General features: G+C 63.3%; 21 protein-coding genes. 13 read left to right on the forward strand and 8 right to left on the reverse strand.

What is annotated here, in order from left to right; translation table 11 throughout:
- From ACOZK4_RS09145 to ACOZK4_RS09155, 3 genes are all read left to right on the forward strand, one after another.
- A partial coding sequence (locus ACOZK4_RS09145) for a serine hydrolase domain-containing protein (protein WP_421591616.1) occupies positions 1–1,051 on the forward strand: 1,051 nt, incomplete at its 5' end.
- Positions 1,052–1,071: 20 nt separating this feature from the next.
- Positions 1,072–2,742 carry an amidohydrolase gene (locus ACOZK4_RS09150; protein ID WP_421591617.1) on the forward strand — a complete coding sequence of 557 codons (1,671 nt, stop codon included), beginning with the start codon at positions 1,072–1,074 and terminating at the stop codon, positions 2,740–2,742.
- A gap of 71 nt (positions 2,743–2,813) precedes the next feature.
- On the forward strand, positions 2,814–3,695 hold the full coding sequence (locus tag ACOZK4_RS09155) for a DMT family transporter (RefSeq protein WP_421591618.1): 882 nt from the start codon (positions 2,814–2,816) through the stop codon (positions 3,693–3,695).
- On the opposite strand, the gene ACOZK4_RS09160 is transcribed toward ACOZK4_RS09155, so the two are convergent.
- The 6 genes from ACOZK4_RS09160 to speB all read right to left on the reverse strand — a co-directional run bounded on the left by ACOZK4_RS09160 (position 3,692) and on the right by speB (position 9,448).
- Positions 3,692–4,474, reverse strand: a complete 783-nt coding sequence (locus ACOZK4_RS09160) for a carbon-nitrogen hydrolase family protein (protein WP_421591619.1) — start codon at positions 4,472–4,474, stop codon at positions 3,692–3,694. The two genes, ACOZK4_RS09155 and ACOZK4_RS09160, sit on opposite strands and share 4 nt — an antisense overlap.
- Positions 4,475–4,478: 4 nt before the next feature.
- Complete coding sequence (locus ACOZK4_RS09165; RefSeq protein ID WP_313523182.1) at positions 4,479–5,276, reverse strand: ABC transporter permease; 798 nt, start codon at positions 5,274–5,276, stop codon at positions 4,479–4,481.
- Entirely contained in the window at positions 5,273–6,127 is an 855-nt protein-coding gene (locus tag ACOZK4_RS09170; RefSeq protein ID WP_421591620.1) for an ABC transporter permease, read from the reverse strand. Before ACOZK4_RS09170 ends, ACOZK4_RS09165 begins: the two co-directional genes overlap by 4 nt.
- Entirely contained in the window at positions 6,124–7,158 is a 1,035-nt protein-coding gene (locus ACOZK4_RS09175) for an ABC transporter ATP-binding protein (RefSeq protein WP_421591621.1), read from the reverse strand. The genes ACOZK4_RS09170 and ACOZK4_RS09175 overlap by 4 nt, the downstream gene beginning before the upstream one ends.
- Before the next feature lie 80 nt (positions 7,159–7,238).
- The gene (locus ACOZK4_RS09180; RefSeq protein ID WP_421591622.1) at positions 7,239–8,327 is read right to left on the reverse strand and encodes an ABC transporter substrate-binding protein; all 1,089 of its coding nucleotides are present in this window, start codon (positions 8,325–8,327) and stop codon (positions 7,239–7,241) included.
- 68 nt (positions 8,328–8,395) lie between these two features.
- Positions 8,396–9,448: an agmatinase gene (gene speB / locus ACOZK4_RS09185; protein ID WP_421591623.1), complete on the reverse strand. Its 1,053-nt coding sequence runs from the start codon at positions 9,446–9,448 to the stop codon at positions 8,396–8,398.
- A 185-nt stretch (positions 9,449–9,633) separates the two neighbouring features.
- Here speB and ACOZK4_RS09190 point away from each other — a divergent pair, with 185 nt between their 5' ends.
- The 6 genes from ACOZK4_RS09190 (at position 9,634) to cueR (ending at position 15,827) form a co-directional block, all read left to right on the forward strand.
- Complete coding sequence (locus ACOZK4_RS09190) at positions 9,634–10,650, forward strand: LysR substrate-binding domain-containing protein (protein WP_313523190.1); 1,017 nt, start codon at positions 9,634–9,636, stop codon at positions 10,648–10,650.
- A 17-nt stretch (positions 10,651–10,667) separates the two neighbouring features.
- Positions 10,668–11,840 carry an aminotransferase gene (locus tag ACOZK4_RS09195; RefSeq protein ID WP_421591624.1) on the forward strand — a complete coding sequence of 391 codons (1,173 nt, stop codon included), beginning with the start codon at positions 10,668–10,670 and terminating at the stop codon, positions 11,838–11,840.
- 221 nt (positions 11,841–12,061) lie between these two features.
- Positions 12,062–12,529 (forward strand): MarR family winged helix-turn-helix transcriptional regulator, encoded by a 468-nt coding sequence (locus ACOZK4_RS09200; RefSeq protein WP_421591625.1) that lies wholly within the window; start codon positions 12,062–12,064, stop codon positions 12,527–12,529.
- A 76-nt stretch (positions 12,530–12,605) separates the two neighbouring features.
- Positions 12,606–12,815, forward strand: a complete 210-nt coding sequence (locus tag ACOZK4_RS09205) for a heavy-metal-associated domain-containing protein (RefSeq protein ID WP_421591626.1) — start codon at positions 12,606–12,608, stop codon at positions 12,813–12,815.
- 115 nt (positions 12,816–12,930) lie between these two features.
- Positions 12,931–15,420 carry a heavy metal translocating P-type ATPase gene (locus tag ACOZK4_RS09210; protein WP_421591627.1) on the forward strand — a complete coding sequence of 830 codons (2,490 nt, stop codon included), beginning with the start codon at positions 12,931–12,933 and terminating at the stop codon, positions 15,418–15,420.
- Positions 15,417–15,827: a Cu(I)-responsive transcriptional regulator gene (gene cueR / locus ACOZK4_RS09215; protein WP_421591628.1), complete on the forward strand. Its 411-nt coding sequence runs from the start codon at positions 15,417–15,419 to the stop codon at positions 15,825–15,827. The genes ACOZK4_RS09210 and cueR overlap by 4 nt, the downstream gene beginning before the upstream one ends.
- 1 nt (position 15,828) lies before the next feature.
- Here cueR and ACOZK4_RS09220 read toward each other — a convergent pair whose 3' ends face one another.
- Together ACOZK4_RS09220 and ACOZK4_RS09225 are read right to left on the reverse strand one after the other, a co-directional pair.
- A complete protein-coding gene (locus ACOZK4_RS09220; RefSeq protein ID WP_421591629.1) occupies positions 15,829–16,221 on the reverse strand; it encodes a YybH family protein in 393 nt (130 codons plus the stop codon).
- Between the two features lie 7 nt (positions 16,222–16,228).
- Positions 16,229–16,855: a TetR/AcrR family transcriptional regulator gene (locus tag ACOZK4_RS09225; RefSeq protein ID WP_421591630.1), complete on the reverse strand. Its 627-nt coding sequence runs from the start codon at positions 16,853–16,855 to the stop codon at positions 16,229–16,231.
- Positions 16,856–16,985: 130 nt separating this feature from the next.
- Between ACOZK4_RS09225 and ACOZK4_RS09230 the strand changes: the two genes are divergently transcribed.
- From ACOZK4_RS09230 to ACOZK4_RS09245, 4 genes are all read left to right on the forward strand, one after another.
- Entirely contained in the window at positions 16,986–18,062 is a 1,077-nt protein-coding gene (locus tag ACOZK4_RS09230) for a polyamine ABC transporter substrate-binding protein (RefSeq protein ID WP_421591631.1), read from the forward strand.
- A 186-nt stretch (positions 18,063–18,248) separates the two neighbouring features.
- Positions 18,249–19,112, forward strand: coding sequence for an ABC transporter permease (locus tag ACOZK4_RS09235; RefSeq protein WP_421591632.1), 864 nt, complete (start codon positions 18,249–18,251; stop codon positions 19,110–19,112).
- 2 nt (positions 19,113–19,114) lie between these two features.
- Entirely contained in the window at positions 19,115–19,903 is a 789-nt protein-coding gene (locus ACOZK4_RS09240; protein WP_421591633.1) for an ABC transporter permease, read from the forward strand.
- On the forward strand, positions 19,900–20,985 hold the full coding sequence (locus ACOZK4_RS09245) for an ABC transporter ATP-binding protein (RefSeq protein WP_421591634.1): 1,086 nt from the start codon (positions 19,900–19,902) through the stop codon (positions 20,983–20,985). The genes ACOZK4_RS09240 and ACOZK4_RS09245 overlap by 4 nt, the downstream gene beginning before the upstream one ends.
- The last annotated feature ends 2 nt before the right edge of the window (positions 20,986–20,987 follow it).

Genomic DNA, 20,987 nt, shown 5'->3' on the forward strand with positions numbered 1-20,987 from the left:
GCCCGAAACGGTGGTCTCAGAACGACCGCTCGCCAGCGACACGTTTCTGGACGCGCCGATGGAAACCGGACTCGCCGGCACAGAGACCGCCCGTGCCTTTCTGGAATTCGCTCACACGGACGCCTTCGTGATGATGCGCAAGGGCGAAATCGTTGCGGAATACTATGCCGCGCACGCCAATCCCGATGCACCGCATCTCGTCTTTTCCATTTCCAAGTCGCTGACGGCTGTTATCTCCGGCATTTTGGAGGCGGACGGCATTCTCGATCCCGATCGTCCGGTGACGGATTACCTGCCGGAGGCCAAAGGCAGCGTCTACGGCGACTGCACCTATCGCGACGTGCTCGACATGCGCGTCAGCCTGGATTTCGAGGAGGCCTATCTCGATCCCTATGGCGCCTTCGCGCGCTATCGCCGCTCGATGCTCTGGAACCCGCCGATGCCGGGCGCCGAGCCCGAAAACCTCGCCGCTTTCCTCATGACCTTGCAGAAGGCCGAACGCCCGCATGGCGGCCCGTTCTACTACGCCTCGCCGAATGCCGATCTGCTCGGGGTGATCATCGAGCGCGTGACCGGAGCGCGTTTCGCCGACCTCACCTCCGATCTGCTCTGGAAGCCGATGGGCGCCAAGGGGCTTGCGGATATCACGGTCGATGCGATCGGTACGCCGCGCACCGCCGGCGGCGTTTCCATGACGGCGCGCGATCTTGCCCGTCTGGGCGAACTCCTGCGCAATGACGGGGCGCGTGACGGCAGGCAGATTATCCCCGTCGCCTGGATCCGCGACATGCAGGAAAACGGCGACCGTGAAGCCTGGCAGCAGGGTCGCAATGTCGATCTGCCGAACGGTCGTTACCGCAGCCAGTGGTACCAGTCCGGCGAGGCCGACCAAGCCTTTTGTGCTATCGGCATCCATGGCCAATGGCTCTATGTCGATCCGAGCACGGAAACGGTCATCGTCAAATTCTCCTCCCATCCGGAGCCGCTGGGCGACGAGGAGAACCAGGACATCTTTACCTTCTTCCGGGCGCTTTGCCGCCGGGCAATCTAAAAATATTGAGGGAACACACCATGCAGACCGAAGCGAGCTTTATCATCCGCAATGCGCGGGCGCTGACCATGGACGAGGCCAATCCGCGTGCGAGCGCCGTCGCCGTTGCCGGCAACCGCATTCTGGCCGTCGGCTCCGAAGCGCAGATCGATGCCTTTTCCGGCCCCGATACGCACGTGATCGACGCCAAGGGCGCGACGGTCCTGCCGGGCTTCAACGAGGCGCATATGCACATTTTCGGCGGTTCGGCCGAACTGCGCGAGCTCTCGCTCTACGGCATGAAGGGCTTTGACGCGCTCGACAAGGCGCTGAAGACCTATGCCGCAGACTATCCGGAGCGCCAGCTGCTGATTGCCCAGCACGCCGACTATACGATCCTGTCCGACGACGAGCGCGTGACGCGCCATCACCTTGACCGCATCCTGCCGGATCGCGCCGTGCTGATCTTCGCGCCCGACCATCACACCGCCTGGGCCAACACGCTCGCCCTGAAGATGGGCGGCATTCTGGAAGGCCGCGATGTCGGCGTCGGCAACGAGATCGTCATGGGCGAGGATGGCCTTGCCAATGGCGAACTGCGTGAAAGCAACGCCATCCGCCCGGTCTCCGCACTTAGCGAAACGGGCGGCCGCGAAATGCTCGGCGTGGGTACGGGCGGCGATCCCGAGCATGTGACGGCCGAACAGCGCGCCGGCGATATCGAGATCCTCAAGGAAGGTCTCGCCTATGTCGCCTCGCTCGGCATCACCTCGGTGCAGAACATGGACGGCAGCCTCTACCAGCTGGAAATGCTCGACGAGATCGAGAAGACCGTCGGCCTGCCGGTTCGCATTCGCATGCCCTTCCACATGAAGAACTTCATGCCGCTCTCCGACATCGAGACCAAGGCTGCCGCGTGGCGCGAGCGTTTCAACTCGGATCGTCTTCGCTCGGACTTCGTCAAGCTGTTCATGGATGGCGTCACGGAATCCGGCACCGCGGTTTTCGTTGATGATTATTGCCATCAGCCCGGCCTGAAGGGCGACCCGCTGTTCTCGCAGGAGCATTTCAACGATGTCGCCATCACGGCGGACAAACTCGGACTGCCGGTCGCCGTGCATGCCATCGGCGACGGCGCGGTGCGCATGGTGCTGAACGGCTACGAGGCGGCCATCAAGGCCAACGGCAAGCGCGACAGCCGCAACCGCATCGAGCATATCGAAGTGGTGCATCCCGACGATATCAAGCGCTTCAAGGAGCTCGGCACGGTCGCCTCCATGCAGCCGACTCACCCGCCGGGCAGCGCCGGCCTGCCGCTGGAGCCCTATCTCTCCTATATCGGCGAAGATCGCTGGCCCTATGCCTTCGCCTGGCGCACGCTGGTTGACGCCGGTGCCCCGATCGTGTTCGCCACGGACTGGCCGGTCTCGCCGCTCGATCCGATGAATTGCATCCAGTGCGCCATGTCGCGCGAGGTATGGAAAGAGGGCATGAAGGACGAGCGTCTTTCGCTGCACGAGACGCTCGCCGCCTATACGAAGAACGGCGCCTGGGTCGAATTCATGGAAGACCGCAAGGGCGTGCTGAAGCCGGGTTATCTTGCCGATATCGTCGTGCTCGACGCCGATGTCGAGGCGACGGACTTCACCAAGCTCGCCACGGTTCGCCCGGTCACCACCATCTGCGATGGTAAGGTCACCTATCAGGCGTAATCCTGAAACCGGCCCTATCGGATAGGGCAAATCTGTGCGATAGGCCGGGCAGTCAACTGCCCGGCCTTTCCATGTATATCGCTGAGATTCTCGCTCTTTCCGCCGCCGTCTGCATTGCGATGAGCGGCATGCTCGTCAGCGAGTTGCAGGGCCGTCTGCCGCTCCTCGATCTCGCCCGCTTGCAGATGATCGCGGCCTTTCTGATGACCGCAGCCGTGTCTGTCATTCTCGGCGGCTGGCGCACGATGGAACTCTGGCAGTTCGGCTATCTCGCCGTCTCCAGCCTGTTCGGCATCGTCATCGCGAGCACCACCTATTTCGCAACGATCTATACAGCCGGCCCGCGCACCACGGCCCTGCTCTTTTCGCTCGCCTCGCCCTTCGCGGTCGTACTCGGCTATGTCTTTCTCGAGGAAACCCTGTCGGGCCGGCAGGGTATCGGCATCGCCTGCGTGCTGGCGGGTATTCTTCTGGCCATCGGCGCCCGTTCGTCCTCAAAGGCCGGGGGTGATCAGGCAAAGACACCATGGCTGGGCATCGTTCTCGGCGTAGTCACCGCCTTCGGCCAAGCGCTCGGCAGCCTTGCCGCCCGGCCGGCGATGGCGGGTGGCGTTGAGCCATTTACCGCAATGGCGGTGCGTTCGGGGCTCGCGGCGCTTTTCTTCCTGCTTCTGATGGCTGTGCCACATCCGGCCTTGAAGCCGGCACCCAGCATAACGACGCGATCGGTAGGGTTTGCCGTCGGCTCCGCCTTCTTCGGCGTTGGCCTCGGCATGTCGCTGCTGATGGCGGCTTTGGCGCATGGCAATGTCGGGGTCGTCTCGACGCTGTCGTCGATGACGCCCATCGTCATTCTGCCGATGGTCTGGGCAAGAACCGGCACGGTGCCGCCGGCACCCGCCTGGTTCGGCGCAGCACTCGCGGTCATCGGAACGGCGCTGATCAGCCTCTAAATCGGACGGCCGAGATCGACGAGATAGGTGTTTTCCCCGCGCGATTTGGCGTAGTCCTCGGGGCGCACTTCCGCAAACAGCAGCATCTCGCCTTCCGCCGGTGCCTCGGCAAGCAGTTTGCCATCGGGTGCTGCGATTCGCGACAGGCCCGCATAGGTGAAATTGTCGTCAGCGCCGCAATGGTTGATATAGGCGACGAAGACTTGGTTTTCGAAGGCGCGGACCTGGATCATGTGGTTGGCGATGAAGGTGCCGGAAGAACCCTTGGGCAGCGCGGTCGGCACGACGACGAGGTCCGCCCCTGCCAATGCCAGCCGGCGGACGTTTTCCGGGAATTCGACGTCGTAGCAGATCAGCATGCCGAGCCTGATGCCGCCGAGTTCCACCATGATGGAGTTCGGCACGCCGGGCTTGAAGACGTCACGCTCGTAGTCGCCGTAGAGATGGGATTTGCGATAGACGGCATTGGTGCCGATGCCATCGGTGAAGAGCGCGCTGTTATAGGTCAGCGTGCCCTCCTGTTCGGCAAAGCCGGCGACGACGGCGATCCGGTTTTCCCGCGCAATCGTGCTGAGGCGTTCTGCCACCGCGCCCGTGGCGGGCGAGGCGAGGTTTTCGAAAGCCGCCTGCCCTGCCCCGTAACCGGTGACGGCAAGCTCGGGCACGATCAGCAGCTTGGCGCCGCCTGCTGCCGCATCGGCGGCGGCTGCCGCGATGCGCTCCATATTCGCCTCGCTGTCGCCGGCGATCGCGTGCATCTGAAGGGCGGCGATCCGCATGGTCTCAGTCCTTTGACGACATGGCGCCGAGCAGTTTCGGCAGATCGCCGAATCGCGCGACGAGGCCGAAGATGGTGGCCGCGATCGCCACGAACAGGATCGTCACCGAGGCCATGGTCGGCGTATAGCCGTATCGCAGGGCGTTGAAGATCTTGATCGGCAGCGTCTCCATGGTGAAGCCGATCGTCATGTAGGCAACGATATATTCGTTGAGCGACAGCACGAAGGCGAAAGCATAGCCGGAGATCAGGTAGGGCAGGATCAGCGGCAGGACGACCGTGCGGAAGATCGTGCGGTCATCCGCGCCCATCGTCGCGGCGGCCTCCACCAGCGAGCGGTCGATGGAGGAGAAGCCGAGCGACAACGTCACCAGCGGCAGCGTCACAAAGAAGATGGCGTGGCTGATGACGGCGGTGGCCGGCTGGCCGTAGAAGCCGGTCGCGGCCCAGAAGGTTAGCAGGCCGAGCGCGGTGATGACAGGCGGCAGCGTGAACGGCGCGATGCCGAGCAGCTGAAAGATGTTCGCCCAGGGCGCATGACGCCGCCAGAGGAACCAGGCGAGCGGCAGCGCGATTAGCAGGGCCACGGCGGCCGAGAGAGCCGCCAGCGTGACCGAGGCGAAAAGCGCGTTGCGCCATTCGACATTGGCGAAGATTTCGCCGTACCAGCCCAGCGAAAAACCCTTCGGCGGGAAGGCAAGGTCCTGCTTTTCGTTCACCGAAACGCCGGCGACGACGATGATCGGCAGCGACAGGAAGAGGCCGATGAGGCCGAAATAGACCTTTTGCAGAAACCCGTTCATGCGGCTTCTCCCTTGCGGCCGGCGATGACCGTGAGTGCGACGAGGCCGAGCGTGACGAGCACGAGGAACACGGCCATGGCGGCGGCGAACGGCATGTTCGACTGGTAGATCGCCTGGTCGGTGATGAGCACCGAGAGCGTCCAGTGCTGCGGTCGGCCGAGAATCTGCGGCAGCAGGTAGGAGCCGAGCGCGAAGATGAAGACCATGATCAGTGTGGCGACGATGGTGTTGCGCAGTGCCGGCACGACGACGGTGAAGAAGGACTTTATCGGCGAGGCACCGAGTGTGCGCGCGGCTTCCGTCAAAGTCGGGTCGAGCCGCACGAGAGCAGGATAGAGCACGAGCACGGTATAGGGCAGCGCCTGGTAGGTCATGGCCGTCAGCACCGCGCCGAAACTCGGGTTCAACGCCACCGGTTGATCCAGGATGCCGAGCATCACGAGAAGATTGGTGATGCCGGCGGTGCGCGAAAACAGCGTCGACCAGGCAAAGCCGATGATGACTTCCGATAGCGACAGGATCGACAGGAGCGCGACCAGCCAGAGCACCTGCGTCCTGCGTCTGGCGCGCGACAGCAGATAGGTGAAGGGCACGGCGAGCACGACGCAGCAGATGGCGACGGTGACGGCGAGGAACAGCGAGAAGCCGAGCACCTTGCCGAAGAACAGACTGAGGAACCGGGCGTAATTCTCGAAGACGAAATCCGGCGTGTAGAAGCCGGAGGGATTGCGCTTGAAGAACGAGACCGCGATCATCGTCGCGAAAGGCACGACGAAGAAAGTGATCAGCATGCCCGCGGGGAAGAAGAGCGGGCCGTAGTCCGAGAGTTTTTGCGGAGCTTCGCGTCTCATGACTTGAGCACCACGCAGTCGCCGGGGTTGAGCTGGACGCCGACGGACTGGCCGACGGACACATCAGGCCGGGCGTTCGGCATGGAGACAGCGACGATCTGCTTGCCGCCGGCCTCTACGAAGGTCTCGATCGTGCCGCCGAGGTCGCGCACAAAGGTGACGGTTCCGGTAACAGGGGCATTGCCGGGTGCTACGAGATGCACGTCTTCCGGGCGCACCGAGATGATGCCGGATTTCAAGCCGGCGGGAACGGCAAGGCCGGGGATCGACGCGCCAAGCACGCTGGCGCCGGTGCTGTCGGCCTTGAAATCGATGAGGTTCGTCATGCCGATGAAGTCGGCGACGAAGGTATCGGCCGGGCGGCGGTAGATTTCCACCGGCGCTGCGGCCTGGCGGATTTCGCCGCCGCTCATCACGACGACGGTGTCGGCCATGGTCATGGCTTCGCGCTGGTCGTGGGTAACGACGATGGTGGTGATGCCGAGGCGCTGCTGGAGCTGGCGCAGTTCCACCTGCATGGCCTCGCGCAGCTTGGCGTCGAGCGCCGAAAGCGGCTCGTCGAGCAGGAAGAGTTTTGGCGAGATGGCGAGTGCGCGGGCGATCGCCACGCGCTGGCGCTGGCCGCCGGAGAGCTTTGCGACCGGTCGGTCGGCATAGCCGATAAGATGGATCATCGCGAGAAGCTCGTCGACGCGCTTCTTCTGCTCTTCCTTACCGACGCCGCGGATGCGCAGCGAATAGGCGATGTTCTCGCCGACCGTCAGGTGCGGGAAGAGCGCCAGCGACTGGAAGACCATGCCGAGGTCGCGTTTGTGGGTTGGGACATTCGTGATGTCCTTGCCGTCGAGCTTGATGGCGCCGCTGGTCGGCAGGTCGAGGCCGGCGACCATGCGCATCAGCGTGGTCTTGCCGCAGCCGGACGGACCGAGAAGGCAGACGAAGGTGCCATGCGGCACCGTCAGTTCGACATTTTTCACGGCCGTGAACGTGCCGAACTGCTTGACGATATTCTGGAGGGTCAATCCGGACATTGGGGCTCCGCTCGGCGCTGACGGTTCTGGGGCCGGCCGGCTAGGATAGCCGGCCGGTCGTTTTCAGGAGAAGGCAGGGATCAGCCTGCGATCATTTCGGTCCACTTCTGGTTCAGCCAGTCGGCCTTGGTGGTGTAGAGGTCGTAGCGCGGGATGATCGGATCGATATCCGAGGACACGGCTGCGAACTCTTCGGCCGTGAGGTCGAGCAGGTCGCGCTTGACGGTCGGCGCGGTGCCGACCTTGCGCGACAGCAGCGACTGGATTTTCGGCTGGCTCATGTAGTTGATGAAGGTGTGGGCTTCCTCGACCTTGCTCGAGGCGCGCGACAGCGCCCAGCAACCCGAATCCATGATGCCGCCTTCCTTCGGGAAGGTGGAGCGAACCGGTTGGCCATCCTTGGCGGCAAGGCCCGTCACGTCGTGATAGTACTGGCCCATCGGGATTTCGCCCGACTTCAGCGACTGCTCGAACTGGGCTTCGTCGCGATACCAAAGGCGCACGTTCGGCTTCACTTCGGCGAGCTTTTCGAAGGCCTTCAGCAGGCCTTCCTCGGTGTCGAGCGCATTCGTGCCGCCGAAATGGGTCTTGGCGGTCACTTCGAGCAGGAACGAGTTGGAAACGAGCGCGAGCAGGCCGAGCTTATCGGCATTTGCCGGGTCCCACAGAGCCGACCAGGACGTCGGGGCTTCCTTGAAGACATCCGTGTTGGTGACGAGCGTGATGTACCAGGCGACGGCACCGATGCCGGCGACACGGCCATCCGGATACTTGTTGACGAAATGGTCGATAAGGTTCGACGCGTTCGGGATTTTCGCGGTGTCGAGCGTTGCCCAGAGGTCCGTCGACTGACCCTTCAGCATCGCGACCTGCGACATCATGGAGACATCGGCCGGTGCCTGACCTGCCTTGGCGGCCTGTTCGAGCTGTACGAGCCAGGCTTCACCGGTCGGCTCGGCGACCGATTCGACGGCAATGCCCGTCTCCTTGGTGAAGTCCGCAAAGATGTTCTTGTCGAAGGAATCCTTAAAATAGCCGCCGTAGACGCCGACCTTCAACGACTTGTCCTGCGCGCGCAGCACGGCCGGCATGGCAAGCATCGAGGCACCGGCGACGCCGGCGCCCAGCACGGCACGGCGACTGACATTGGTCTTGAGGATGTCACGCATAGTGGTCTTTCTCCTGTTAGGCCGACCGGTTGATCCGGCCGGAGCGTTCCCGTTGTTGCTATTCTATGTCAGGCCGTCCGCGACACGGAAGGGCTGAAAACCATAAGGCTCAGAATTTCGAACAGAACCTGTGCGCCCGCATGCGCGCTGTTGGTCGTGGCGTCATATTGCGGGGCGACTTCCACCACGTCGCCGCCAACGAGATTGATGCCCTTTAGGCCGCGGATGAATTCGAGCACTTCGCGCGTGGTGAGGCCGCCGATCTCCGGCGTGCCGGTGCCGGGCGCAAAGCTCGGGTCGAGGCTGTCGATATCGAAGGAGAGATAGGTCGGCCCGTCGCCGACAATGGCCTTCGCTTTTTCGATGATGGCGGGAATGCCGAGCCCACTCACCTCTTCCGCGTGGATGACGGTCATGCCGGACTCGTAGGAGAACTCCCAGAGATATTCCGAAGAACCGCGGATGCCGATCTGGATGGTGCGGGTTGGGTCCAGCACGCCGTCGAGTACCGCGTTGCGGAACGGGCCGCCATGGTGGAACTTTGTCTGGTCGAACATGCCGCCGGTGTCGCAATGGGCATCGATATGGATCATGCCGACCGGCTGCTTTTTGCCGACAGCCTTCATGATCGGATGAGTGATCGAATGGTCGCCGCCGACGGCGAGCGGGATCACGCCGGCATCGACGATCTGGTTGAAGCGCTTCTCGATATCGTCATGGCTGAGTTCGAGACGGTAGCGGCTCTGGAAAGGTACGTCGCCGATGTCGGCAACGCGCAGTTCCTGTACCGGTGCGCAGTCAAGCACGTGGTTGTAGGGGCCGATACGCTCGATGGTGCGCATGGCGCGGGGTCCAAAGCGCGAGCCGGGGCGGTTGGTGACGCCGAGATCCATCGGCACGCCGGTGATGGCGACCTGCAGGTTGCCGAAATCGGGCTCGACGGCATCGACCTGCATATAGGGCGCGGAAAGGAAGGTCGGGACGCCCGCATAGGGCGCGAGGCGGGTGCCGTTCTTGGTGAAGATCTTGTCGGCGACCTTGCGGAAGGCGGGGTCGAACATCTCGCCGCCATGGCTTGCGCCGTATTTCGCCTTGAGTTCATCCAGCTTGCTGCCGCTCATCGTGCCTACCTCATCGCAAATGAAAAATGAGGGCAGACCGGGGGCCGGATCAAAGCGTTTCGATATGTTCCCCCGGGGTCTTTGCCCTCGTTCTTCATAGTATCGTAATAAAATGGCTGGAAAAGCAATTGACATTGTTATAGCGATTGGAGTGAGAAAAATTCACATATCCGGTTTTCCGCTCCATGACTGCGCGCCTCCCGCCGCTCAATCCGCTCCGTGCTTTCGAGGCGACCGCCCGTCGCGGTGCCGTGTCGGCTGCCGCGCGGGAATTGAACGTAACGCACGGTGCCGTCAGCCACCAGATCAAGGCGCTTGAGGAGTCGCTCGGGACCGCGCTTTTCGAACGTGGCGGCAAGCGGCTGAAGCTGACGCCGCAAGGCGCGCTGCTGCTGCCGGCCGTCACCAATGCCTTCGGCGAGATCGCGGCGGCGACCGCCCTGATGAAGCAGCCGGAAACGAGCGGCGACCTCACCATCACCTGCGTGCCGGCCCTGCTTTCGCTCTGGCTCATTCCGCGCCTTAACACCTTCACCGACCAGTTTCCCGGCGTGCGTGTCACGCTGATCGCCTCCAATGATCCGGAAAACCTACGCTCGCTCGATACAGATGTCAGCGTGCTCTATGGCGACGGCAACTGGCCGGATTACTGGACGCGGCTCTGGTCACGGCTGGAACTTTTCCCCGTCGCTAGCCCTACCCTGTTGAACAGCCGGCCGTTGCGGTCGCTGCGCGACCTTTCCCACCATACGATATTCCACGGTGACGACGGGCGCGAATGGAGCACCTGGCTTTCGGCAGCGGATGCGACCGACATCGTGCGCGGCCGGCAGCATTTCATGAGCGATGCCCGTCTTTCCACCGAGGCCGCCCTGCATGGCCAAGGCATCGCGCTCGGCGACACGATCACCGCCGGCCATCTGATCGCGCGCGGCGAACTGGTCGTGCCGTTCGATCTCACCGTGCCGGCCGCCGACGCGTTCTATGTCGCCTGCCGGCAATCCGTGCGGCAGGCGCCGATCGTCAAGGTCTTCATCGACTGGCTGTTTGCTTCGCTCGAAGAAAGCTTACCCGAGCCGCAGACCTCCGCCCGCATGCTGCTGCGCGGCCGCGGCACGCGGGCGGCCGAACCTTTTCGTCCGATCCCGGCTCCTGTCAAGCGCCGGACCGCGTCCACCCCCCAGCGCAAGACCCGCGCGTGATACTCACGGAACTGACCATGCCCCGCTTCAACCCGCTCGTCGAAACCCTTGCCGCCCCGCCGATCCCGCATGTCTTCGCCTGGGGCGATGCTTATGATGGCCGCAGCGGCCCGATGATCGATTTTTCGCAGGCTGTGCCCGGCTATCCGCCGCATCCCGACATGCTGCGCCTGCTCGGTGAATATGCCGCCTCGCGCGCCTATACCGGCTATGGACCGATCGAGGGCGAGGACAGCCTGCGCAAGGCCTATGCCGAGCATCTTTCCGAAACCTACGGCCTGCCGCTCGCCGCCGGCAATGTCCACGTGACGGCCGGCTGCAACCAGGCCTTCATCTGCGCCGCCATGGCGATCGCCGGTGCGGGCGATGCCGTTTTGATGACGGATCCCTATTATTTCAACCAGGAAACCACGCTGGCGATGCTCGGCATCAAGACGCGGTTCGCCGCCTGCGACGCCGCCAACGGTTTCCTGCCCGATGTCGCAGCACTTGCCGCCGCGATCACGCCGGATGTGCGGGCGCTGGCGCTCGTCTCGCCGAACAACCCGACCGGCGCCGTCTATCCGCCGGCTTTGCTCGCCGAAATCTACGATCTCTGCGTTTCGCGCGGCATCTGGCTCATCCTCGACGAGACCTATCGCGATTTTCTGCCGGCCGGTGCCGGTCGTCCACATGATCTCTTCAGGCGTGCCGGCTGGGAGAACACGCTCATAAGCCTCTACAGCTTCTCCAAGTCCTTCTGCATTCCCGGCCATCGCCTCGGCGCCATCACCTCCGGTGCCGACGTGGTCGAGCAGGTGGCGAAGATCATGGACAATCTGCAAATCTGCCCGCCGCGGTCCGCGCAGGCCGCGGTCGCCACCGCGCTGCCGCTGCTGGCGGACTGGCGCGAGGGGAACCGGCTGGAGATCGCGCACCGCGTCGAGGCGCTGTTGTCGACCATGGCCGGCGCACCGGCCTGGAAGGTCGGTGCGGTCGGTGCCTATTTCGCCTTCATCGGCCATCCCTTCGAGGGCGTGCCGTCCGCTCGCGTCGCGGAAAAACTTGCCAAGGAAGCCGGAATTCTCTGCCTGCCCGGAAGCTATTTCGGTGCCGGCCAAGAGGGGTATCTGCGCTTTGCCTTCGCCAATGCCGACAGCCAGACGATCGCCTTGCTGAGGGGCCGCCTAAATCGATTCGCAATCGATTGAATGCGGAAATTTACCGCTGGTTGAGTTATGGCGCCCTGAAATAAACTCAGGGCGTCGCGTTGGGTTTGAAAAAACGCAAAATCATTCCTCGCCTCTTGATTGCGTGTAGAAAATTGCTGCAATCACGCATGCCGCGCCTTGCGCCATCCGTGCGGGCACCTATGGTCGTGTGCAGGCCGCACGCCGGAATTCCTCCGGCACCGGGGAAAGGTGGCCAAAGCATGGAAAAGATAAGCAAAACTTACGATGTTCCTCCAACGGAGGCTCTGGATTCCTCCGCAATCTCTCAAAGTGTGGCGCATCAGCTCCGCCGGGCACATGGCCAGTTCATACAGCGGTTCCTGCACTATTTCTCCGTGGTGAACCTGCGTCCCACGGAATACAGCGTGCTGGCTATGATCGCCGAAAATCCAGGCCGGAAACAATCTGAAATTGCGGCTGTTCTTGGTATTCAGCGGGCGAATTTCGTGTCGCTGATGAATGATCTGGAAGAGCGCTGTCTGACGGAGCGGCGGAACGTGCCCAACGACCGTCGCTCCTATGCGCTCCATCTGACGCCATCGGGGGAAAGCCTGCTGAGCGATGCGCGGCGGGCCGAGGCCGATTTCGAGGCGGACTGCCTGGAGCGATTGGGTGGAATGCGGGCGCGAGACCAGTTCCTGGCGCTGCTTGCCCGTCTTTTCGGCTGAACGGATGTCTTCGGCAGGGCTTGACCTTGCCATGGGGGAAGGCTTCAGCGTGCATAGACAAATCAGGAGCCTGCCCATGAGCGACACCCTTTCCTTCACCGTATCCGACATGACCTGCGGCCACTGCGCCAAGACCATCACAAGCGCTGTGCTTGCCGCCTATCCGTCCGCGAAAGTCGATATCGATCTTTCGACCAAGCGCGTCGCGATTGAAAATGCCGGAGACCGCAGCGCCGTTGCCTCCATCATCGAGGCCGAGGGCTATTCGCCCGTCGCCGTGGACTGAACGGCAAAAAGCCGCTTGACCTTGACATGATGGGAAGGTGCACGATCTATCCAAAATGAAGCGACCTCCTCTGGTCCATACCGGATCAAGGAGAGCTTCTGGATGAAGGTGCACCATGCTCACCCTTGTGCCGCCGGCAGAGCGGCAGACGATCAAGCTTTCCATCTCCGATATGACCTGTGCGTCCTGCGTGCGCCGGGTCGAAAAGGCCATCGAGAAGGTGCCGGGTGTCTCCGGCGCCGCCGTCAACCTGGCGACCGAGAAGGCGGACGTGACCTTTGACGGCGTGGCCGATGCCGCTGCCGTTGCCGAAGCGGTGCGAAAGACCGGTTACGGCGTCGCCGAGGACGTGCTCGAATTTCCCGTCGAGGGCATGACCTGCGCCTCCTGCATCGGCCGGGTCGAAAAAGCGCTGAAGGCCGTTCCGGGCGTTGTCGATGCGACCGCAAATCTCGCGCAGGAACGCGCCCGCGTTCGTTTCCTGAAGGGGGCGGTCTCTTTCGAGGACGTAGCTGCCGCCGTTGCGCGCACCGGCTACAAGGCCATTCGCGAAACGGCAACGGCTCCCGCCGAAGAGGACCGTAGGGCGATCGAAGCCGTGACCTTGCGGCGCGATCTCGTGATTGCCGCCCTTCTGGCGGCGCCACTTTTCGGGATGGAAATGGGCGCGCACGCCTTCCCGTCCTTCGGCCATTTCATCCACGAAACTCTCGGCATGCAGACGAGCCGCGTCATCCAGTTCATCCTGGCGACGCTCGTGCTTGCCGGGCCGGGCCTGCGCTTTTTCCGCAAGGGCATTCCGAGCTTGCTGCGTCTTGCGCCGGATATGAATTCCCTGGTGGTGATCGGAACGCTCGCCGCCTGGAGTTTTTCGACGGTCGCCACCTTCGCGCCGGCTTTGCTGCCGGGGGGCACAGCGAATGTCTATTTCGAAGCCGCCGCCGTCATCGTCACGCTGATCCTCGCCGGCCGCTACCTCGAGGCGCGCGCCAAGGGCCGCACCGGCGAGGCGATCCGCCATCTGGCGGGTCTGCGCGCCAAATCCGCCCGCGTGCTGCGGGATGGCAAGGCGGAGGACGTGCCGCTGGAAAACGTGGTGCCCGGAGACATCGTGTTGGTGCGGCCCGGCGAAAAGGTGCCCGTCGATGGCGAGGTGACGGAGGGCAGTTCCTATATCGACGAATCCATGATTTCGGGCGAGCCGATGCCTGTCGCGCGCAAGGCCGGCGATGTGGTCACCGGCGGCACCGTCAGCACGACGGGTTCCCTCACCTTCCGCGCCACCCGCGTCGGCGCCGATACGGTGCTCTCTCAGATCATCCGCATGGTCGAGGATGCGCAGGCGGCGAAACTGCCGATCCAGGCGCTGGTCGATCGCGTCACGCAATGGTTCGTGCCCGCCGTCATGGCCGTCGCGCTCATAACCTTCGGCATCTGGTTCGTCTTCGGGCCGAGCCCGGCCCTGGCCCATGCCCTGGTCAATGCTGTCGCCGTGCTCATCATCGCCTGCCCCTGCGCCATGGGACTGGCCACACCGACCTCCATCATAACCGGCACTGGCCGCGCCGCCGAACTCGGCGTGCTCTTCCGCCAGGGCACGGCGCTGCAAACGCTTGAGGCAACCGATATCGTCGCGGTCGACAAGACCGGCACGCTGACACTCGGCCATCCGACGCTGACGGAGATCGTCCCAGCGGAGGGCTTTGCCCGTGGTGAGGTTCTGTCCCTCGTGGCTGCGGCGGAAGTGCATTCCGAACATCCGATTGCCGCCGCCATCCACGAGGCCGCCGTGAACGAGGGGATCGAGCTTCCCGCAGCCATTGATTTCGCGGCGATTTCCGGTCAGGGCATCTCGGCCATCGTCGCCGGGCGAAAGGTGCAGGCGGGCTCCGCAGGCTTTCTGGGCTCCCTCGGTCTCGATCCCTCCATCTTCGCAGGTGATGCCGAGCGGCTGGCGGCCGAGGGTGCCTCGCCGCTTTATGCCGCCATCGACGATAGGCTTGCGGCCCTCTTCGCCGTCACCGATCCGGTCAAGCCGACGACGCAGGAGGCCGTGGCCGCCCTTAGGGCGCTTGGCATCGAGGTCGCAATGATCACGGGCGACAACCGCCGCACAGCCGAGGCCGTGGCCGCAAAGCTCGGCATCACCAGGGTGATGGCCGAGGTCCTGCCCGATGGCAAGGTTGCGGCCGTGAAGGCGCTCTCCGCCGATGGCACAAAAAAAGTCGCCTTCGTCGGCGACGGCATCAATGACGCACCGGCGCTGGCGGCGGCCGATACGGGTATCGCCATCGGTACGGGCACGGATGTCGCCATCGAGAGTGCCGATATCGTGCTGATGGCCGGCGATATGCGCGGCGTCGCCATCGGTATTGCGCTATCGCGCGCGACCATGCGCAATATCCGCCAGAACCTGTTCTGGGCCTTCGGCTACAATGTCGCCCTGATCCCGGTCGCCGCAGGCTTCCTCTATCCCGCCTTCGGCATCCAGCTGTCGCCGGCGCTGGCGGCGGGCGCCATGGCACTGTCCAGCGTCTTCGTCGTTTCGAACGCGCTGCGCCTCAAGCGCTTCAAGCTGCCGTTCCACAAGGGAGACCAGGCATGAATATCGGCGAAGCGGCGGAGACGACGGGCGTTACGCCCAAGATGATCCGGCATTACGAGCAGATCGGCCTGATCCGTGCGGCAGGCCGCACCGGCTCCGGCTACCGGACCTACGGTCCAAAGGACCTCTCGACCTTGTCCTTCATCCGCCGGTCACGCGATCTCGGCTTCTCCATCGCGCAGATCCGCGATCTGCTGGCGCTCTGGCAGGATCGCGCCCGCGCCTCCGGCGACGTCAAGCGCATTGCCAGCGCTCATATACATGAAATGAAGGAGAAGATGCGTCTGCTGCAGGAGATGGTGCACACGCTGGAGCACCTCTCCGCCCATTGCCACGGCGACGACCGGCCAGACTGTCCGATCCTGGAGCAGCTCTCGACCGGCAGGGCCGAGGACCGCTGCTGCTAGATCAGGCAGCGGCCGAAAGGTGCTCGTGCACGGCAAGCCAGCGGCCGGCGGCATCGCGCGCAAAGACGATCGTCTCCCGCTCGTTGTTCGTCACGGTTTCCCCGCCGACGGAGACGTCGGTCTCGACCGCATGCGTGAAGATCGCAACCTCCCCGACGAGCTGGACCTTGCGGTTCGTCGAGCGGCAGGCCAGCACGCGAAAACCGTCCCGTTCTTCCCAGAGCGCCCATTCCGCCTCATAGGCCGCGCGGCCATCGAGCGTGCGGTCAAGATTGTAGAAAAGGAAGGTCGCTTCCGGCGCGAAGGCGGCGAAATAGGCGTCTCGGTCATGCCGGGAGAAGGCGCCGACGAGCGCATCGGCGGCGGCGAGGACGCTGGATTCCTGTTCGGTCATAGAGGTCTCAGACGATCTTGATGGTACTGATGAGGGCGGCGAGCGGTTCGTGCTGCGCGTTGACGCGGGCCTTCAGGTCCTCGATCGGCATGGCCTCGACCTTGCAGAACTCCATGAACATCAGGTTGAGGTTGTTGAACAGCACCTCGCCCATGGCCTGGACATCGATGCTGGCATGCACCACGCCACGGACCTGCAGCGTGCGCACCAGCTGCACGACCTGGGCGCACAGCTGGCCGTCGAGCTCGGTGTATCGCCGGGAGAGCGGCGTTTCCGGCTGCTGGATGGAGATCGCCATCGCCGTGCGCCACATCTCCTTGGAGAGGTAGAACAGCGAGTGATCGTAATATTGCTCGATCAGCGTGCGCAGCGCCTCGGCGACGTTGAGCGGCGGATTGGCGACGATGCGCGCACCCGCTTCCAGCACTTCCGTCACTTCCATGGCGACGGTTGCAACGAGGATGTCACCCTTGTTCTGGTAATAGTTGTAGAGCGTGCCGACGGAGACTTCCGCCATCTCGGCGATATCCTCGATGCGGGCGCTGTCATAGCCCTGCTCGCGGAACAGCGTCGTCGCGGATTCGAGAATGCGGCGGGTCTTGTCCGCCTTCTGTTTCGCACGCAATCCAGCCATCAGAACCTCCATTGGAATCTCCTCAAAAATGAGATTGACTTAAAAAATGAACTCGTTCAATCTTTTTCTCAAGGCGTCGTGATGAACGCCATTCGCCAAGGCCGAAAGCCTACACTCAGAGGGAACGAAAATGACGAAAACCGTTTTAGGCGGGTTCTCCCGCCGCATGCTCCTTGCCACCGCAGCCGCCCTTTCGCTCACGCCCGTCGCGGCAAACGCGCAGGACGAGCTGAATGCGCTCGTCTGGTGCGACCACACCGATCCGGCGCTGGTCGAGCCCTTCGAGAAGGCCAACAACGTCAAGGTCAACCTCAAGGAATATGAGGGCACGGGTGCCGCGATCTCGATCATCGAGCAGTCCCGCCCCGGCGATTGGGACGTGCTGGTCATCGACGCCGTCGACGTGCCGCGCGCCATCGATATGGATATTCTCGGTGAAATGCCGGCGGACAAGCTGCCGCTCGCCGACCTCTTCCCGGAAGTCCGCATGGACGCGACGACCACCAAGGACGGCAAGGTCTACGCGGTTACGGAAAAGTTCGGCTACAACACGATTTCCTACGACAAGACCAAGGTCGATCCGGCCGATATGGAAGACCTCGCGGTCGTCTGGTCGGACAAGTACAAGGGCCGCATCGCGCTCTATGACTATTACCTTCCGATGGTCGGCCTGACGGCTGTCGGCATCGGCAAGAAGACCGCCGACCTCAAGCAGGACGACCTGCCGGCGATCAAGGAAAAGCTGTTCGAGATGAAGAAGGTCGCCCGCCAGGTGAGCGACGTCGTCGCCTCGCAGACGGCGCTGGCGACTGGCGAGGTCGATATCGTGGTGGGCGGCGGCGAGTGGCTGACGGCCGGCCTTTCGGCGGAAAAGCCGAACCTCGACTGGACGATCCCCAAGCAGGGCGCGCTGCGCTGGGCGCAGTCGATCGGCGTCTTCAAGGATTCCGAAAAGCAGGATCTCGCGCTGAAATTCGTGCAGTACATCGTCAGCCCCGAGGGCCAAGCGCGGCTTGCGACCTCCTCATGCTACTGGGCGATGCCGGCCAATGCAAAGGCGGGCGAACACCTGACCGACCAGCAGAAGGCGGCGCTGCGCTGGGACAAGCAGCCGGAATATCTGAAGAATTCGCAGCTCTACCCGGTGGCTGATGCCGACATGGATGCGGCGATGCAGGACATCTGGACGGAAACGCTTCAGCAGTAAGGTTGGTGCGGATGGGTGGAGCCTCGGGTCAAGCCCGAGGATGACGGTGGGGAGGTGTGGGCGCCTCCTCTTCGAACGGTTTGTCATGCACTGCCACTGCTTTTATCATCGCACATCTCCTCTCTCGTCATCCTCGGGCTGACCCGAGGATCCACGCTCCCGGCACTCACGTTTAAGGATTGCCTCATGGCTGCCACTGCCTTCGAACGCGCGGAGCGCCGCAAGGCCTGGGCCTTTGCCCTGCCGGCGCTCCTCTGGACGGGGTTCTTCTTCCTCGTGCCCTTCGCCTATATGGCGGCGATCAGCTTCTGGACGCGGCAGGGGCGCGAGATTGTCGCGACCTGGACGCTCGACAACTACATCGCCTTCTTCGGCAAGGCGCATTTCTTCAAAGGCTTGGTCGTCTCGCTGGAGATCACGGCGACGGTGACGGTCATCTCGATCCTGCTGGCCTATCCGCTTGCCTGGATCATCGCGGAGCGCGTGCCGAAGAAATGGCAGCGTTTCGCGCTCATCATGGCGATCCTGCCGTTCTGGACCTCCTATGTGGTGCGTTCCTATTCCTGGCTGCTGGTGCTCTCCAAGGGCGGCGTGGTCAACCAGGCGCTGCTCTGGCTCGGCGTGATCGCCGAACCGATGGAACTCTCGGCCAACCGCACCGGCACGGTCATCGGCTTCGTGCATTTCTTCGTCATGCTGCTGACGCTGACGATCTATGCCAACCTCATTCAGCTCTCGCCGAATTATCGCCGCGCCGCGGCGGACCTCGGGGCGAATGCTTTCCAGACCTTCTGGTTCGTCGTTTTGCCGCTGACGCTGCCCGGCATCATGGTCGGCGCGTTCCTGACCTTCGTGCTGTGCATCGGCGACTACATCACGCCGCAGATCCTCGGCGGCAACAACGAGCTGGTGCTGCCGCAGGTCATCATGCTGCAACTTGGCCGGCGGGCGGATTTCCCGATGGCGGCCGCGCTTTCGCTGGTGCTGATGGTCGTCGTCACGCTGGCCTATATTGCCTGCGCACGTTGGCTGAAGATGGAGAGGACCTGATCATGCGCCATCTTTCCACATGGCTTGCCGCGCTCTATGCCGGCCTCATCTATCTCTTCATCTTCCTGCCGGTCGTCGTGCTGGTGCTTTTCTCCTTCCAGGACGGCTCGCTTCCCGTGCCGCCGCTGAACGGCCTGACGCTGCGCTGGTACGAGGCGATCTTCTCCGACGGCAAGCTGATGGCGGCGCTCGGCAATTCGCTGCTGGTCGCGCTGATTTCCTCGGCCGTCGCCTGCGTGCTCGGCTTCCTCGCGGCTTACGCCTTCGCCCGCTACACGCTGCCGGCCTCCGGCCTGCTGCGGGGGCTCATCGTCGCGCCGATGACGGTCAGCACGCTTATCATCGGGCTCGGCCTGCTATCGATGTTGAATGTCACGGGTCTCCGCCTGTCACTGGTCACCGTCGGCATCGGCCATGTGGTGATCAACCTGCCGCTCTGCTTTGCCATCATCTATGCCTCGATGGGAGGGCATCAGGTGAATATCGAGCGGGCGGCGCGCGATCTCGGCGCTCGGGATTGGCAGGTCATGCTGCTCGTCACGGCCCCCATGCTGTTGCCGTCGATCCTCGCTGCCTTCTTCCTCTCCGTCACCTTCAGCTGGGACGAGTTCATCGTCGCCTTCCTGCTGTCGCGCTTCGACGTGACGCTGCCGGTCGAGATCTGGAGCATGCTGCGTTCCGGCCTCGATCCCAAGACGAATGCCATCGGCAGCGTCGTCTTCCTCATCTCCATCGCGTTCCTCGTCGTGATGGAATTCACCGTCTTCCGCAAAACCGGGAAATCCTCATGACCGCCGACGTTTCCATTCGCAACGCCACCAAGGTCTTCGGTTCGTTCCGGGCGCTCGACGATGTCTCGCTCGATATCGCCGCCGGCGAGTTCATCGTTCTGCTCGGCCCCTCCGGCTGCGGCAAGACCACCCTGCTCTCCATTCTCGGCGGCTTCATCGAGCCGACTTCGGGCACGATTTCCATCGGCGGTGAGGACATGACCCATGTCTCGCCGGCCAAACGCCCGACGACGACGATGTTCCAGGACTACGCGCTCTTCCCGCATATGTGCCTGCGCGACAATGTCGGCTTCGGTCTCCGCATGCGCGGCATGAGCAAGGCCGAACGCTTCGAGAAGGCGTTTTCCTATCTCGATCTCGTCGGCCTCAGGGCATCCTCGGCCAAGAAACCGCACGAGCTCTCCGGCGGTCAACGGCAGCGCGTGGCGCTCGCCCGCGCGCTCGCCGTCGATCCGCATGTGCTGTTGCTCGACGAGCCACTCGGTGCGCTCGATCTCAAGCTGCGCAGGCAGATGCAGGATGAGCTGAAGGCGATCCAGAAGCGCGTCGGCACGACCTTCGTGCATGTCACGCACGACCAGGAAGAGGCGATGGCGATCGCCGACCGCATCGTCGTGATGAACAAGGGGCGCATCGAGGATGTCGGTACGCCGGCCTCGATCTATATGCGTCCGCGTTCGCTTTTCTCCGCCGGCTTCATGGGCGAGGCCAATTTCCTGCCGGCCAAGGTGCGCGGCGTCGCGGGCAGCGAAGCCGAAGTGGAGACGGCACTTGGGCGCGTCGCCCTCCCCGCCTCCGCCTTCGTTTCCGGCCTGCCTGCGGTCGGTAAGGACGTCACGCTCTGCATCCGACCGGAGCATTTCCGCAACGCCAATGCGGATGTGCCGACCGTCTCGCTTGGCCGCGGCCGCATTACCGGCAGCGCGTTCTTCGGCACGCATCACCGCTGCCATGTTGCGGCGGGCGATACGGTCCTGACTGCCCATCTTCCCCAGACCGACAATCCGCAAGCCGGCGCCGAACTTGACCTTCGACTGAAGGCGGATAGCATCGTCGTGCTTCAGGACGGAGCGGGAGTGTAATG

Source organism: Shinella sp. M27 (assembly GCF_049199905.1).
GTDB lineage: Bacteria > Pseudomonadota > Alphaproteobacteria > Rhizobiales > Rhizobiaceae > Shinella.